Source organism: Vibrio sp. D417a, assembly GCF_030248595.1.
Classification (GTDB): Bacteria; Pseudomonadota; Gammaproteobacteria; order Enterobacterales; family Vibrionaceae; genus Vibrio; species Vibrio alginolyticus.
Genome location: NZ_JAHGAM010000015.1, coordinates 158,902 through 173,859, shown reverse-complemented (window position 1 = coordinate 173,859; position 14,958 = coordinate 158,902). Strand labels below are relative to the sequence as shown.

General features: G+C 45.3%; 12 protein-coding genes. 4 read left to right on the top strand and 8 right to left on the bottom strand.

From position 1 onward, the window contains the following. Window positions 1-109 precede the first annotated feature (109 nt). From KI742_RS14560 to KI742_RS14545, 4 genes are all read left to right on the top strand, one after another. The gene (locus KI742_RS14560; RefSeq protein WP_206957918.1) at window positions 110-406 is read left to right on the top strand and encodes a LapA family protein; all 297 of its coding nucleotides are present in this window, start codon (window positions 110-112) and stop codon (window positions 404-406) included. Between the two features lie 18 nt (window positions 407-424). Next, a complete protein-coding gene (gene lapB / locus KI742_RS14555) occupies window positions 425-1,600 on the top strand; it encodes a lipopolysaccharide assembly protein LapB (protein ID WP_005376665.1) in 1,176 nt (391 codons plus the stop codon). A gap of 84 nt (window positions 1,601-1,684) precedes the next feature. Then, window positions 1,685-2,386, top strand: a complete 702-nt coding sequence (pyrF, locus tag KI742_RS14550; protein ID WP_005376667.1) for an orotidine-5'-phosphate decarboxylase — start codon at window positions 1,685-1,687, stop codon at window positions 2,384-2,386. Window positions 2,387-2,885: 499 nt separating this feature from the next. Continuing rightward, on the top strand, window positions 2,886-4,724 hold the full coding sequence (locus tag KI742_RS14545) for an extracellular solute-binding protein (protein WP_017633867.1): 1,839 nt from the start codon (window positions 2,886-2,888) through the stop codon (window positions 4,722-4,724). A 60-nt stretch (window positions 4,725-4,784) separates the two neighbouring features. Here the strand turns inward: KI742_RS14545 and KI742_RS14540 are convergent, their stop codons facing one another. The 8 genes from KI742_RS14540 to KI742_RS14505 form a co-directional block, all read right to left on the bottom strand. Continuing rightward, on the bottom strand, window positions 4,785-5,024 hold the full coding sequence (locus KI742_RS14540; protein ID WP_017821658.1) for a hypothetical protein: 240 nt from the start codon (window positions 5,022-5,024) through the stop codon (window positions 4,785-4,787). A gap of 206 nt (window positions 5,025-5,230) precedes the next feature. Further along, window positions 5,231-6,004 (bottom strand): hypothetical protein, encoded by a 774-nt coding sequence (locus KI742_RS14535; RefSeq protein WP_130545143.1) that lies wholly within the window; start codon window positions 6,002-6,004, stop codon window positions 5,231-5,233. A 102-nt stretch (window positions 6,005-6,106) separates the two neighbouring features. Then, window positions 6,107-6,685, bottom strand: coding sequence for a membrane integrity-associated transporter subunit PqiC (locus KI742_RS14530; RefSeq protein ID WP_158156711.1), 579 nt, complete (start codon window positions 6,683-6,685; stop codon window positions 6,107-6,109). Then, on the bottom strand, window positions 6,685-8,331 hold the full coding sequence (gene pqiB, locus KI742_RS14525) for an intermembrane transport protein PqiB (RefSeq protein WP_005376682.1): 1,647 nt from the start codon (window positions 8,329-8,331) through the stop codon (window positions 6,685-6,687). The genes KI742_RS14530 and pqiB overlap by 1 nt, the downstream gene beginning before the upstream one ends. Next, window positions 8,324-9,655 (bottom strand): paraquat-inducible protein A, encoded by a 1,332-nt coding sequence (locus KI742_RS14520; protein WP_285385580.1) that lies wholly within the window; start codon window positions 9,653-9,655, stop codon window positions 8,324-8,326. The genes pqiB and KI742_RS14520 overlap by 8 nt, the downstream gene beginning before the upstream one ends. Before the next feature lie 303 nt (window positions 9,656-9,958). Beyond that, window positions 9,959-11,011 (bottom strand): c-type cytochrome, encoded by a 1,053-nt coding sequence (locus KI742_RS14515; protein ID WP_285385582.1) that lies wholly within the window; start codon window positions 11,009-11,011, stop codon window positions 9,959-9,961. An 8-nt stretch (window positions 11,012-11,019) separates the two neighbouring features. After that, on the bottom strand, window positions 11,020-11,583 hold the full coding sequence (locus tag KI742_RS14510) for a cytochrome c (RefSeq protein WP_370687796.1): 564 nt from the start codon (window positions 11,581-11,583) through the stop codon (window positions 11,020-11,022). A gap of 277 nt (window positions 11,584-11,860) precedes the next feature. Beyond that, the gene (locus tag KI742_RS14505; RefSeq protein WP_285385584.1) at window positions 11,861-14,953 is read right to left on the bottom strand and encodes a tetrathionate reductase subunit A; all 3,093 of its coding nucleotides are present in this window, start codon (window positions 14,951-14,953) and stop codon (window positions 11,861-11,863) included. Between the last annotated feature and the right edge of the window lie 5 nt (window positions 14,954-14,958).

Below are 14,958 nucleotides of genomic sequence, written 5' to 3'. Positions count from 1 at the left end.
ACTAAGCATCTTGAGGTTACTTGGGTATAGATTATTGCTAATATACGTAGTCTGAAGAAGCATTTTCCTGCATAATCTTACCGACTTACTCCTAGAAGGGTGATGTAACATGAAAATTATAAAAATCGTTGCTGTTTTAGCTCTCTTTTTAATTGCATTGGCGTTAGGTTCCCAAAACCAAGAGCTCGTGACTTTTAACTATCTTCTAGCAAAAGGAGAGTTCCACTTATCTACGCTATTAGGTGTAGTATTTGTGGTTGGCTTTGCTTTAGCGTGGGTTATCTTTGGTAGCATCCAACTGAAAACTCAGCTACAGGTCCGTCGTTTAAAGAAAAAACTGAAAAAGTACGAACCAACTGAATCAAGCAACGCTGCTGATAAGCCTGCCATTGAAAAACAGGCATAAGGATAAGGCTTAACTTTAATGCTTGAACTACTCTTCTTGTTGTTGCCTATAGCTGCTGCGTATGGCTGGTATATGGGGCATCGCAGCGCTCAGCAAGACAAGCAGAAGCAATCTCATCAAATCTCTCGTCAGTATATGACGGGTCTTAATCTGCTGCTCTCTGACCAATCAGATAAGGCTGTCGATCACTTTATTGAATTGCTCCAAGTTGATAACGAGACCATCGATACTCACCTTGCGTTGGGTAACCTGTTCCGGTCTCGTGGTGAAGTCGACCGCGCAATCAGAATTCACCAAAATCTTATTTCTCGTTCAGGCTTAACACTGGACCAAAAGAACCTCGCCCTTCAACAGTTAGCGAAAGACTACATGGTCTCTGGTTTTCTTGATCGTGCAGAGAAAATCTTTGAACAGTTAGTCGAAGAGCCAGATTACAAAGAGGCGGCTCTTCAACAATTAGTGACCATTTATCAGCAAACACGAGAATGGGAAAAGGCGATTTATTACGCGAACCAATTGGCTAAGTTAGGTAATAAACGCTCAAGGATGCGTGCAAATATTGCCCATTTTTGGTGTGAAATAGCCATGCTCGACCAAGCTGATGGGAATACTAATAAGGCAATACAGCATTTTAAAAAAGCGTTAGCGGAAGACCCGAAGTGTGTTCGAGCAAGTATTGCTTTGGGACGAATTTACCTAGAGTCTGAAGACTATAAGCACACCATCAAATATCTGACGGGGGTACTTGAGCAAGATAAAGACTTTATCAGTGATGTCTTGCCAACTATTGCAGAATGCTATCATCATCTGGGTCAGGAAGATGAACTTGTCGAATTTCTGCGAGCTTGTATTGATAAGAAAGCAGGCGTATCAGCCGAGTTGATGTTGGCTCAATTAGTTGCTCATCACGAGAACGTTGGGGCTGCTCAAGAGTTACTGACGAAACAATTGCTGAAAAACCCAACCATGAAGGGCTTCTACCGTTTAATTGACTACCACATTGCAGAAGCAGAAGATGGTCGAGCGAAAGACAGCCTATCAACACTACAAGCGATGGTGGGTGAACAGTTAAAAGTGAAACCGCATTACCGATGCCGGAAGTGTGGATTTTCTACCCATTCCCTTTATTGGCATTGTCCGTCCTGTAAAGGATGGGGGACGATCAAGCCAATCCGCGGATTGGATGGTGAATAATTCTTAATGCAGCTGGCAGAGTTTCTGTCCGCTGCATTTTTTTAACTTTTTATTTAATAAGAACCAAAACAGTTAGGAGATGAAATGATCGACCAAAAAGTTATTGTCGCACTGGATTATGATAACCAAGCAGATGCACTTGCGTTTGTAGATAGAATTGATCCTGCGTCATGCCGACTAAAAGTTGGCAAGGAGATGTTTACGCTATTTGGTCCTGATTTTGTACGTGAACTCCATAAACGTGGTTTCTCGGTATTCCTAGATTTAAAATTTCACGATATTCCAAACACCTGCTCGAAAGCAGTTCGCGCTGCGGCTGAAATGGGTGTATGGATGGTGAACGTACACGCGAGCGGTGGTGAGCGTATGATGACGGCATCACGTGAAATTCTTGAGCCATATGGTAAAGATCGTCCACTTCTTATCGGTGTAACGGTGCTAACCAGTATGGAACAAAGTGATTTAGCTGGTATTGGTTTGAATGTTGCGCCTCAGGAGCAAGTGATTCGTCTAGCAACCTTGACCAAAAACGCGGGCTTAGATGGTGTCGTATGTTCAGCGCAAGAGTCCTCACTACTGAAGAGCGAACTAGGCCAAGAATTTAAATTAGTGACCCCTGGTATTCGACCTGCTGGCTCGGAACAAGGTGACCAACGCCGTATCATGACGCCAGTAGACGCTATCCAATCAGGTTCAGATTATCTTGTGATTGGTCGCCCTATCACTCAAGCGTCAAATCCTGCAGAAGTGCTGAAGTCGATCAATGAGAGCTTATCTAACATGTAAGCACTGTCTCGATTGTAAGGAGAAAAGTGAGGCTAAGATGCCTCACTTTTTATATCGAATGAAAATACTGATCGCGGTAAACAACCATTCCTTTTAGCCAGCTATGTCTGATCATTTACGCGCTGTAACTGGTATATCGGGGCCAATTGAGATAAAGGTTCTGCGGTTTATTCTGAGTAAAGTAGGGCTTGGTACTATGCTGATCACACTTTTGTAACATAACTCACTGTGATGCCCCGAAAATGCAATCATGTGTTATTGATGGCTTGCGTTACAAATATCTAAAGAATACTATGGCGAAGATGCATTCACTGCGTTGTAAGGTCTAGGATGACCTAGTGAAACTCTTTGAAATTAATATAGAAGCTGGCAGGACGTCACTTCATATTACGTTCCTATTATTTCCTATCTGCGTATTTTAAATCGCAGCTTTCTGTGAGCTTTCACACGCTGTCTTCCTTGTTACGACCTTAGTGCGCAAACACAACAAGGAAGAAACATGACTAAAAAACTGCCATTTTCAGTACTAGCAACACTGACCGCTGCCAGTTTTCAACTGAGTGCGGCAGAATTGCCAGCGGATATCGAATGGATTTCAAACAACAACGAACCTCTATTTGCCTCTGAAGAGGCGGTACGAGGGGGCACCTATCGCACTTACATTCAGAGCTTTCCGCAAACATTACGAAGTGTTGGTCCAGATGCGAACTCAGGTTTGCGCCAATACTTAATGGATGGTTCACCAAAACTGGCTCAGCGTCATCCAAATACTGGCAAATGGATCCCTCAACTTGCTAAGTCATGGGCATTTGGAGAAGACAACAAAACCGTATTCTTTAAACTCGACGAAACGGCCGAGTGGTCAGATGGTGAAAAAATTACAGCAGATGATTACGTCTTTATGATGAAGTACTACACGTCAAAAGACATTATCGACCCGTGGTATAACGACTTCTTCACAAACAGTATTGTGAGTGTTGAAAAAATTGATGACTACACGATCAAAGTCAATCTTGCTGTAGCTCAAAGTCATGACTCACTTATGGTTATGATTAACATGCCAAGTAATGGTTTTCAGCCTCGTCCTGAACACTTCTTTGAAGGAGAAAAGGACGCAAATAACGATGGCATGCCTGATAACTTCGTCAGAAAGTTTAACTTTAAATCTGAGCCAACCGCAGCGCCTTACTACATTGATCAAGTGAAGAAAGGTAAGAGCGTGACATTCAAACATGTCGGTGAAGATTGGTGGGGATACAACAACCGCTACTATAAAAACCGTTATAACGTTGAAAAGGTTCGCATTAAGGTAATTCGCGATCCTGATATTGCCATGAAGCACTTTGAGAAAGGTAACTTAGACTACTTTGAGATGGTGCTACCAAGCTTTTGGCATGACAAAACCAATAGTGATGTGTACAAAAAAGGCTATATCCAAAAGTACTGGGGCTTTAACGAAGCACCGCAAGGAGCTGGTGGTCTTTGGATGAACACAGCGATGCCTATGTTGGATAACCTAGAAGTGCGTAAAGGTGTTATGGCAGCCACTGACTATGACGGCATGATTGAAAACATCATGCGTGGAGATTATTCACGTAAACCGCATGGACTCGGCTTTGGTCATGGCGAATACGATGATCCTAACAATACACCGCCAAAGTTTGATGCTGATGCGGCGGTTAAACACTTCGAAAAAGCGGGCTTTGATAAAGTGGGCGCAGATGGTATTCGTGTTAACGACAAGGGCCAACGCTTGAGCTTTGCTATCACCTACGGATACAACTCTTGGACACCGCGTATTGCATACCTGAAAGAGCAAGCGAAACTTGCTGGTCTTGAGTTCACGTTAAACTTGGTGGATGGCTCATCTGCGTTTAAATACATTCTTGAGAAAAAGCATCAGCTAGCGTTTTTGAATATGGGCTCTGGTGAGATCCCTGCGTACTGGGAATACCTACACTCGGATAATGCAAATCGACCACAAACGAATGCTCACACCAACTACAGCAGCCCTGAGCTAGACAAGTTAATTGAAGCGTATGATTCTGAGTTTGATCAGGAGAAGCGTTACGACTTGTCGCATCAAATCCAAAACTATGTCAGCAAAGCGAATATCATCGTTCCTGGCTACATGGTGCCTTATTCTCGAGTTGCTCATTGGCGCTGGGTTAAAATTCCTAAAAACGGCATGACAAAAGCGACAGAATGGGTGCTTCATCCAATGGATATCGGTAATTTCTGGATTGATAACCAAGTAAAAGAAGAGACAGAAGAAGCGATGGACGAGGGTAAAACCTTCCCAGAATTAACGGTAATTGATGATCGTTACAAATTGTAAATCAGTAGTTTAGATAGAAAATGATAGCCCCGGTAATGAATTTTATCGGGGCTTTCTTTTTTACTTAACAAGGTAAGACACTTCTAAAAGGTAGGTTTTTGCATCACCAAGCAAAGAGAACGCTTTATCGATGGTTTTAAATCGATCATCAAGCGAGTCGCTGGATATCAGCTGGCTGAATGTTTGCAACGAGAAAGCTTCGTTTGCTTTGAAGAACTGATGTACGTTTTCAAGCTGCACTTTATGAATATGCTCCACCTTATTTAGGGCGGTGGTTAAATCGGAAATGTTAATCGACATTGCTACTCGGGAACCTTATCAACAAGACCTATATGAGGTCATAGAGTGGGGTTTTATATTTTGCGACAGAGAGTAACACCGAAGAGCAATTTATAGTCTGATGAAGATCAATTTGCCTTATTTAAGCATCTGTAACGCGGCACTAGACGTGTACCTAGAGCTAGTACACGTTACAACGCTTGAATATAGGCTAGGGTTTCACCTGATCAAAAGTAAAAGCCAAGTCCGACTAAAAGCCCTTGAGAAGCCGTATCATATTCAAATACCTCTTCATTTTTGTAATCGACCCAGGTCGACTTGTAAGCTAAGTTGAGATCAGACCATTCGTTAAAGCGATAACGAACACCAGTTTGAATGGCATAAGTGAAGTGAGTATCGTTGCCAAGTCCGGCGTCGATGCTGGCATGAAGTCGCCAGTTTTCGCTCAATTCATCAATGAGTCGCAAGCCAACTAAAAAATCGACCCAATCTTCTTGTAATGACAGTCTATCTTCTAGTACCCGGTTATCATTACGATACAGCTTGCCGGTGATGTCATTGTCCCACCAACGTAATCCAAACATATAATCCAGTTTACCAAATGAATATTGTTCGCGTTGGAATGCCTTTGCTTCTAGAACACCTTGCCGTATTTCGATGTCCGCACGATAACGAGCGTTAGGCAGAGCGCCCTTGATATTATTAACATCACCACTTAAGTTCATGAAACTATAATCTATGTAGTAGCCCCACTTACTTTGGTAAATACTCTCGAATCGCAACATCGCCCCAATATCGAGGTGGTCTACGATGAACTTAGGATCGACATCCACCTCTGATGAAAAGCGACCAATACTGGTATCCCCGTGGATATTCAGTCCTAGCATGTACACTTCTATGCTATTTCGCCAACGAGATTCTTGTGTCTCGGCTGAGAGCGCTACTGATGTAGGTAATACAAGAATGAGTGAGGAGAGTGATAGCAGGTTACATGGTTTCATCCAATTTCCTTTTCGGCTTTTCGTCAGCTTTCAGCTTAGTAGAAGTCGCTACACTCTGCATAAAAAAGGGAAGCAACTTGCTTCCCTGTAATTAACATTGACTTAGAGTTGTTTGGCAATGTCTGAGGTTAGGCTTTCTAAGCCTATGGATAAAGCGTTGACGAGCGCTTCATAGCCCTCATCTTGAAGCGGCTGAGAGATTTGTATTGGCGCGCTGTTTTCTACCTTACCTTCGGCATTAATGAGTAACCATTCCCCCTCAATTTCGATATTACCTTTGTAGCTGCCATTAAATTTATTTAACGTAAGCTGGAGTTTGGCTTCACCGCTTTGATCCAACAGATTATTCATTTCAGCCGGCCAGTAATGACTTTGCTTGTGACGCAGCTCCGCGACGACTCTCTGAGTGATTTGCTCAGAAATACTGTGCGCCCATTGATTGTGTTTCGCCTGAATAACTTGGGTCTCAGAGGTTCGATAAACAATGCCACTATCATTCAAATAACTCGCCAATGTCACTGGACGAACAACTAAAGTTGGGCGCTGAGCGATATCAGAAGAGCTCAGCGTCACTGGTTCCACCTTAGGTAGAAGGTACATAGCTCCTTTAGTTTGCGGAGCGCTACTGCAACCCGTTAGACCGACAAATAGCGCGATAGACAGAAAGAATACTCGTTTCATTAGTTTTGGCCTTTAACTGGTATTGGGTCACTGATTTCATCTTCTCCAAACACAAGAGAGTTTGGCTTTTCGTTTAGCTGTTTAAGTACGGGTTTAAACTCTGTCATCACGCTTTCTAATTCTTTTAGCGTGGCTTCCATTTCGCTGTACATGGTTGAGTTGGGCCCATAACCATCGAGTGTTTTTTGTAATTGCTGTAAGCTTTGGCGAATATCTGTTGGGATCTCTTGCGTCTCTTTTTGATTCAAAAGTTTATCAATACTGTCCGCCACGCGTTCTGCTGAAGCTAACGTTTTTTCAGACGTTTTTAACGTTGAATTGAGAGAATCTAGCGTTTCTTCCATCGGTAAGTTATTAATCTTATTTAGGAAGTCGTTCACTTGGCGCTGAACCTGCGCAAAACCACCACGCATGGTTGGGAAAACATCTAAATCAGCAAACTTACTCGGTACGTAAGGCTCGTCATTTGGATAGAAGTCGGCGTCAACATATAGTGCGCCTGTTAATAAGTTACCTGTTTTTAAAGTACCACGTAGGCCTTTAGCAAACTCACTCTTCAATTTATCTTTTAACATTGGTAAAGATTGGGATTGGAAATCGCCATAAACACGGCCGAGCTCGATTCGTACCAATACAGGGATTTTTTTCGCAGAAAAGTTCTCTTCTGGGGTTGGAAGTCGCATTGGTACACGCATCACAGTACCAATTCTCAAGCCTCGATATTCGACAGGTGCCTTACGTTTAAGTCCTCGTACCGATTCATCAAAAAGCATAACGAATTCAATATAATCATCGTACATGCCTTCTCGAAGTTGTTTAATATCATCGTACAAGCGGAAGTTGACCATATTTTCAGTGAGCTGTTCACCGGATTCAAGACCTGGAACGGTATCGAAGGTAACACCACCCGTTAGCATGCTCTCTAATGAGCCAAACTTGACTTCGAACCCTTCAGCGTTGAGCTGTAAATCTACGCCAGAATTCAGCCAGAACTTGGTACGAGTGCGCACTAAGCTGTCATAAGGCTTGAAAATAAAGAGTTGGTATAACGCTTTGCGAGTGTCAACATCAAAGCTGGTTTTCTCTACACGACCAACCGTAAAGCCTTTATAAATGACGGGGTCACCAACGCCTAGCTTACCAGCCTCGCGGTGTGTTAACACAAGGCGTAACCCCTCTGCATCAGGAGAGGCGACTGGGGGAACATCTAAGACCGTAAAGCGCTCTTTCTCTATCTTAGATTTACCCGGCTGAAGTTGGATATAAGCGCCAGAGAGCAAGGTCTCTAAACCTGAAACGCCATCACGGCCAATACGAGGCTTCACAACCCAAAACATGGTGTCATCTCGCAGCATGCGTTCTGCATCCTTGTTCATTTGTGCCTTAGCGATGATGTGATCGTAATTTTCACTGAGAGTGACTTCAGTAATCAGTCCGACTTTTACATTCAATGCTCGGATTTCGGTTTTGCCAACCTCAATCCCATCTGCGGTTGGCAGTTGGAGAGTAATTTGTGGGCCTGTACTGTTGATATATTGGAACAGCATCCACGCTCCCATGGCTAGCGCAAGGATCGGGACAATCCATATCGCAGAAATCTGCTTTTGCGGTTTTATTTGAGCGGTTACGTTGTTCTCATCACTCATATTTGGCTTTCTCGTTTAAGTTGTCAGAAATCGGCTCCTGCACTTCGTTTTGTGGCAATTGCCACAACAAACGTGAGTCAAATATCATTGCAGAAAGCATAGTAAAAATGACCACTGCCGCGAAAGAGAGCGCAGCAGGACCTGGATAAATCGCCATTAAGTTTTGCAGCTGAACCAGTGCAACTAAGATCGCGACGACGAAGATATCGATCATGGACCAACGGCCAATAAACTCAGTTATGCGGTAGATCTTTAAGCGTGAAATACTCTCTTCGTGCGGAAGATATCGCGCTTTTTGCGCATTGTAATACAGCCACGCGAGTGCCAGCATTTTCGCCATTGGAATAAATACGCTAGCAAAGAAAATTACCATCGCAATAGGGTAAGAACCTAAATGCCAAAGCAATATTACCCCCTCCATGATAGTCGAACCTTCTGCATGTCCAAGACTTACGGTGTACATCATAGGGTAGAGGTTTGCAGGGATATAGAAAATGACTGAAGCAAACAAAAGCGCCCAAGCTTTTTGTAAGTTGTCTGCGGGGTTGTATTTGTGAATAGGGCTTTTACAACGAATGCAGTGTTGGTGTTTTTTAGCTTCAATAGGGTTGAGCTGGTGACACGTATGACAACCAATATGGTTGTGGTTATGGTGCGTATCACCCTCTTTTACATTAGATAGCTCGATAGCTGGAATAAAGTGCCCCCAGAGCCAGCTTTTGTCGACCATTGATATGCATTTGACTACCAGAACGGTATATACACAAAACGCCCAGAATGAAGTGCCCATTCCTATGTCTGCGAGGGAAGCGATTTTAATTAAGCTGACCAACACGCCAATCAAAAAGACATCCACCATTAACCAGGGTTCGACTCGAAACAGAAGACGGCATAAAACTTTTGCCATTCGTTGCTGCTTTCTAGAGGGGGTATGTTTACGTGCTTTTAATGCTTCAAGGTGAAGAAAGAGAACGAGACCAACATAGATTGCAGGCAAAACGATAACTGTTGCGAGTAGCAGCACACCCAAAAGCACATTTTGAAACTCAGCCAGCATTTTGGCAGCGTGCAACAAGGTGATTTCTTGCGACAACCCTTGCACGCTGAACGACATAAAAGGGAAAGAAATGCTTAGCACTAACATGATCAAACATGCCGATGATATGGCGATCACGCTTTGGTAAGGCTTGGCATTCACTTTAGTCAGCGAATGCGAACATCGAGGACATTGTGCTTTTTGCCCCTGTTCGATATCGGGAATGCGAACAACAAGGCCGCACTCTTCGCATGAAATTAACTGACGGGAATTAGGTTGAATACTCATCGGGTAGGTTTTAGATTCATTTGCTTTAAGAATACTCTTTTTTCACTAGGCACGCTTGTTTTGATTCAGGAGTTTACGAGTTTCTTACTTTTGGCATTAGAGGATATGGGAGATCTAAGACATAAACGAAGTCGCGTTTGGTACAAGATTTTACGGCGAAGATGAGTATGTTGGAAGTCGAAAATAATGTGATATTGCTTGTCTGTGGAGGGGGGTAATTACTTGTTTTTAAGGGTAAGTAACCCTGCCCAGATAATCTGAGCAGGGAAAAAGAGCATTTTATTTAAGGTACTTAGTTGTACTTTACTTGACCGTTCCGCTCTTAAAGGCATTGGAGCCGACTTGCGTACCGTTGAGCGTTTTGCCGTAATAGCCTTGGTGCTGGTGATATTTCTCCGCGTTTGCGGTGACATTGCCTTTGAATCGAGGATCTTGTGGACGCTCATGGCTGTTGACGTATGCTGCGACATCCCAAGCTTCTTGCTCTGTCAGCTGCACACTTTTCCCAAGCGGCATGTTTTCGTAAATAAAATAGGCTGCAGTGTTAATCCGGTGCATACCTGCGCCCCAGTTATACGCATATTCGCCCCAAAGTGGTGGAATGTATGAATGGTCGTTGGTGTCTTTGATGCCTGAACCGTCGGCGCGATGGCAAGTTTCACAGTTCTTTTCGTAGACCAATGCGCCTCGCTCTATTGATGGTTCTTGCTCAGGGGCGGCGATTTTTGGGTAGCCTCGCCCAGAGAGATTACCCCGCTTTTCAATTGGTAATGCTTGTGCGATGGCTTCGGGCAACGGGAAGTCTTTTGCTTTTCCACCAATTTGCAACGTTTTTGCGTCTAGTTCTGGAATGGGCTCATCCGCCATACCATGTTTGTCAAGCAAGCCGCCCATCGCTAACCAGTAGGCGTAAGCACTAAGGGCAACAATTTCTGTCGAATCGTAAGTGGGCGCTTTACCGTTCATGGAATACTCGAAACAACCTTGGATACGGTCAGCATAGCTGTTTACGCGATCGTTTTTCTTACGATATGCCGGGTATGCCATGTAAGCTGCCCACAGTGGCGCAGCGTTTGCTTTTCGTCCTGCCTCCATATGGCAGTTCACACAGTTTTGTTCGTTGCCAACGTATTTTCCGCGCATTTGTTGTGAGTTAACAAAGAGCGAGTAACCGCGTTTTACTTGCTCACCAAATGCGGTGTTTGGGATTGTGCTGAGATCACGCGGTTTTAAGTATTCACCGTGATTTTCTTTTTCTATCGCAGGTAGCTCTTTCTGGCGGTCCGGTAATGGATCGTTAGCTAGTACGAGCGTAGAAATGAAAGGCAGTGCGAACAAAGAATAGAAACGTTTCATGACTGCTCCTAGTAACGTAATGAGGCAAAGTAGTAAGCAAGATTTTCGATCTCTTTGTCAGTGAGATTTTTTGCGATGGTCCCCATCATATTGAGCGGGTCGCCACTGCGAGTGCCGTTTTTCCATGCCATCAATTGCGTTTTTAAGTAATCAGCATGTTGGCTTGCGAGGCGAGGGAACTTGTCGACGCCCATACCGCTGGCTCCATGACAAGTTGCGCAAGCTGGAATATTTCTATCCCAATCGCCTTGGAAAATTAATTTACGATACGGGTTACGAATATCAGCTTGGTCGCCGCGTTGTTCTGGATTCGTGAACTCATAGCTCGGGAGGTTAGCAAAGTACTCCATAACTTCCTTCCGATCTGCGGGATCGCTGAGTTCCTTCGCCATGCCTTGCATGACCACATTTTGGCGTTCGCCACTAAGGAATAGTTCGATTTGAGTGTTGAGATAATTCGCGTTTAAACCAGCGATCATCGGCGCGATATTTGGCTGTCCCATGCCATCTTGGCCGTGACAACCGCTACATACGCTGGCTTTTTCCGGAATAGACGAGGCGCTTGCGCCCATAGTGGTTGCTAATAAACAGGCCACCACCACTGGAAGAATTTTTGACATGCTGACTCACTTTAATTTTTATTAATATGTCTAAGTGCTACTTGGTAGTCACTTGGACGATATTGTCGGCCTTGTCAATAATGAAAGGTATTGTGGATTTCCACATATTTAATAAGTGTAAATGGCCGTATTTGTTTTTATTGGTTGTTCTATAAGCGATAAAAACAAAGTGGTGAAGAGCTGCACAAATCTGCAGCTCTAAGTGGTAGAGACGTCTTAACGTGCGGCGTTACGCTTTGCGGATTTTGGCCGGCAAGGACTGACGTGCCGCCGCGCCCACGACCCAATCCAACAACACGCCTTTGCCTTCTCGAGTAGGGTCAATTAAGCCAATGTCGTTAATATTGACGCCATCTTGGCTGCGCGTTTTTACGGGTTGTTGTTTATCGCCGATCCAGTGCGAGCGTTGTCCTAGCTCGGTATGACCAAACCCATGTTCAAATCCGAGTGTGCCAGGGCGAATTCCGCTGACTATCATCGCAAGTGCTTTGGTGCTTGCAGATGGTGTCTCGATAACAAACTCATCACCCGTTTTAATGCCTGCGCGCTCGGCATCGATTGGATGGATGTACACTGGATTTACGCATTTAATCGAGTTCAACCTTGGCGATAGGTTGGATACCGCACTGTGAATGTTGGATTTAAAGTTCGTTAGGCTGAAAGGCCATTCTGAGCTTGGGAACTGGTCTTCCATTGGTGTGCCATCGGCCAGTTTTTGTGGATGCCATGTTGGGCAACCCGTGTAGAAATCACCGGTCATGGTGTTTCTTGCGCTGCCGACACGTTCATTCCATATCGCGACAGGTCGTGTCCATTTGTGCTTCATTTGCTCACCTTGATACGCTTCGGTTGCATTTTCAAAACGTCCACCGCGAGCAAAAATAAACGCCACACGTTTCATCTCATCCGCTGTCAGCGTCTTCTGCATGGCTGGCATTAAACGCTCTAGGCCGGACCACGCAATGTCTTCTGCCGAAACTTCAGGCACCCCGCCTTTCACATAAGCCAAATTTGCCGCGGAACGTAAGTAGAAATCTTCAGCGCTGTGGAGGGCGTGCCAATTCCCTTGCGCATCTTGAATCGCGTTGTCACCAAAGCCGCCTAGTTGCATTTTCTTGGCGACATCAATCAAAAAGTTTTCTAAGCAAATTGAACGACCATCGGCGGTTTTCTCTGTTCGCGCTCCCACAATCGGCCAGCGAGCGGTGACGGTTTTCACCGGAACGTCGTGCCAAGGCGTTGCCATACCCCAGCTTTCGTAGGTGACCGTGTCCGGCACAATATAGTCCGACAATGCGGTGGTTTCGTTAATGAACGCATCAACAGACACAATCAAACCGAGTTGTTTTGGATCTTTAAGCTTGTCTTCCAGAAGCGCTTTCAAACCGGGTACACCATACATTGGGTTCGCCATGTGATTGATCCACGCTTTAACGCGGTATGGATAACCATCAATAGCCGCAGATAGGTGCTCTGTCAGCAGTGGCGCGGCAAACGGATACCAAGGCGCGCGAGTTGGATAAGGGGATTTTCCTGCCTCAACGCGACGTTTGTATTCGCTTGTTTTGTGGTAGGGGAATTTACTGCGCGACAAAAAGACGCCTTTCGGGCCGACTTTGCCAGCAAATTTGGTGAAGTCGTAACGAGGACCCGCAGCGGAAGTTGGGTAGCCACCCGCTTTGGCCATCGCGCCGCCTTTCATATTTATGTTACCAATCAACGCATTGAGCATCATGATGGTAAACGAGTTATAGAACCCATTGGTGTGCATGTTGCCACCGTGGGTATCGACCACCGCTTTTGTTCCGTGACTGGTAAAGCGCTTTGCTAGTTCAACAATTTGTTCGACAGGGATTTCACATTGTTGGCTGTAGAACGCAAGGCTGTATTTGAACGCCTCTTCTTTGAGTCTTTGTAGAGACGATTTTACGCGCACTTCGCCCGATGCAAGCGAAACCGTTTTATCGATAAACAGTGCCGCTTCCTCAGCTTGGGTATGAACACCAAATTCGCCTCTTTGCTCATCCACGATGACGTACGGGTCGGAGTCAGACAACGCTTCGCCCTCAAATGGCAGGTTCAGATCAGATGCGCGTAAAAACGTGCCGTTTCTCGGGTGCTGCTCATCGCTGATTACCAAGTGCGTGGCATTACACCAGTGCGCGGTGCCGGCTCGCTTCATCGCGTTTGCCCCCGGCTGCGCCAAGAAGGTTTTGTTGTAGCGTTGGTTTTCGATGATCCACTGGATCATGCCAAGCACGAGGGCAGAGTCGGTGCCCGGTTTGATTGGTATCCAGCGGTTGTTGTCACCGGCGGCCAAGCTCGATGAACCCGCAGGCAAACTTGGCGTGATGATGGTGTATTCCAAGCTACCTTCTGTTCGCGCATTGGCGAGTTGGCGCGCCTGACGCTTAAAAGGGTTGCCAGCTTGCGCAGGCGACATACCGATGAAGATGATGTATTCCGCATTATCAAAATCTGGCTTTAAGTGTGCGTTCTTATCTAAGTCGTTCATAAATGCGCCGCTGCCAGCACGAAATGCGTAGCCGCAGTAAGAGCCGTGATGCCCAAAGTTACGTGTACCATAGCTGTTGAACGCGAAGCGTTTGAATATGTCGTCTCGGCCTTCGTTACCGGCGTTGGTCATTAACAATTGGTTGGCTTTCGGTCCATATTCTGGGTTTTCAGGATCTACGGGCGTTGTTAAATCGTGAATGTCGCGTAAACCATCAACATGGCCTTCACCAAATAAATCACCACCTTCTACGATTTCTTCTATCAATTGCTCGTAGCTGATCGGAATCCATTTTCCTTCGCCGCGTTTTCCAACTCGTTTCAGTGGCTGAGTAATGCGGTACGGGCTGTTGCGAATTTCTAGCATCCCATTGCCACGTGCGCATGCTGTTGAACGACCGTCAAGGCCCGCTTCTCCTGCCAAACTTAAATAAGCATCTTTGACTGGCGTTTCGAACGGAATGTGTTGCTGATGAGAGAGTGGGTGATATGGGTTGCCAGTAATACGCAAAATATCGTCGCTGCGGTTATCAATGCGTACACGCAATCCGCACAGTGACCAACAACCAAAGCACATCGATGGCGCAACGCGCTGATTTGGATTAGGGATTAGGTTGCCTTTGCTGTTGACCGTGTACTCTGGTTCAAGCGAGTTACCGTGGTGAATATCACGCGTTTTTTCTCCCGCAGTGCCTTCGAGCGCACCTTCGACCATATGTTTGGTGGTGGTGGCGTAACCCGCAGCGAATGCGCCAAGCCCACCCACTGCAATGCCTGATTTCAAAAACTGACGGCGTTTGTTATCCATGATGA

What these genes read in the sequence shown, in the direction of transcription:
- KI742_RS14560 (WP_206957918.1), top strand. Translation starts at nt 110, where the DNA reads ATGAAAATTATAAAAATCGTTGCTGTTTTAGCTCTCTTTTTAATTGCA.
- lapB (WP_005376665.1), top strand. Translation starts at nt 425, where the DNA reads ATGCTTGAACTACTCTTCTTGTTGTTGCCTATAGCTGCTGCGTATGGC.
- pyrF (WP_005376667.1), top strand. Translation starts at nt 1,685, where the DNA reads ATGATCGACCAAAAAGTTATTGTCGCACTGGATTATGATAACCAAGCA.
- KI742_RS14545 (WP_017633867.1), top strand. Translation starts at nt 2,886, where the DNA reads ATGACTAAAAAACTGCCATTTTCAGTACTAGCAACACTGACCGCTGCC.
- KI742_RS14540 (WP_017821658.1), bottom strand. Translation starts at nt 5,024, where the DNA reads ATGTCGATTAACATTTCCGATTTAACCACCGCCCTAAATAAGGTGGAG.
- KI742_RS14535 (WP_130545143.1), bottom strand. Translation starts at nt 6,004, where the DNA reads ATGAAACCATGTAACCTGCTATCACTCTCCTCACTCATTCTTGTATTA.
- KI742_RS14530 (WP_158156711.1), bottom strand. Translation starts at nt 6,685, where the DNA reads ATGAAACGAGTATTCTTTCTGTCTATCGCGCTATTTGTCGGTCTAACG.
- pqiB (WP_005376682.1), bottom strand. Translation starts at nt 8,331, where the DNA reads ATGAGTGATGAGAACAACGTAACCGCTCAAATAAAACCGCAAAAGCAG.
- KI742_RS14520 (WP_285385580.1), bottom strand. Translation starts at nt 9,655, where the DNA reads ATGAGTATTCAACCTAATTCCCGTCAGTTAATTTCATGCGAAGAGTGC.
- KI742_RS14515 (WP_285385582.1), bottom strand. Translation starts at nt 11,011, where the DNA reads ATGAAACGTTTCTATTCTTTGTTCGCACTGCCTTTCATTTCTACGCTC.
- KI742_RS14510 (WP_370687796.1), bottom strand. Translation starts at nt 11,583, where the DNA reads ATGGGCGCAAGCGCCTCGTCTATTCCGGAAAAAGCCAGCGTATGTAGC.
- KI742_RS14505 (WP_285385584.1), bottom strand. Translation starts at nt 14,953, where the DNA reads ATGGATAACAAACGCCGTCAGTTTTTGAAATCAGGCATTGCAGTGGGT.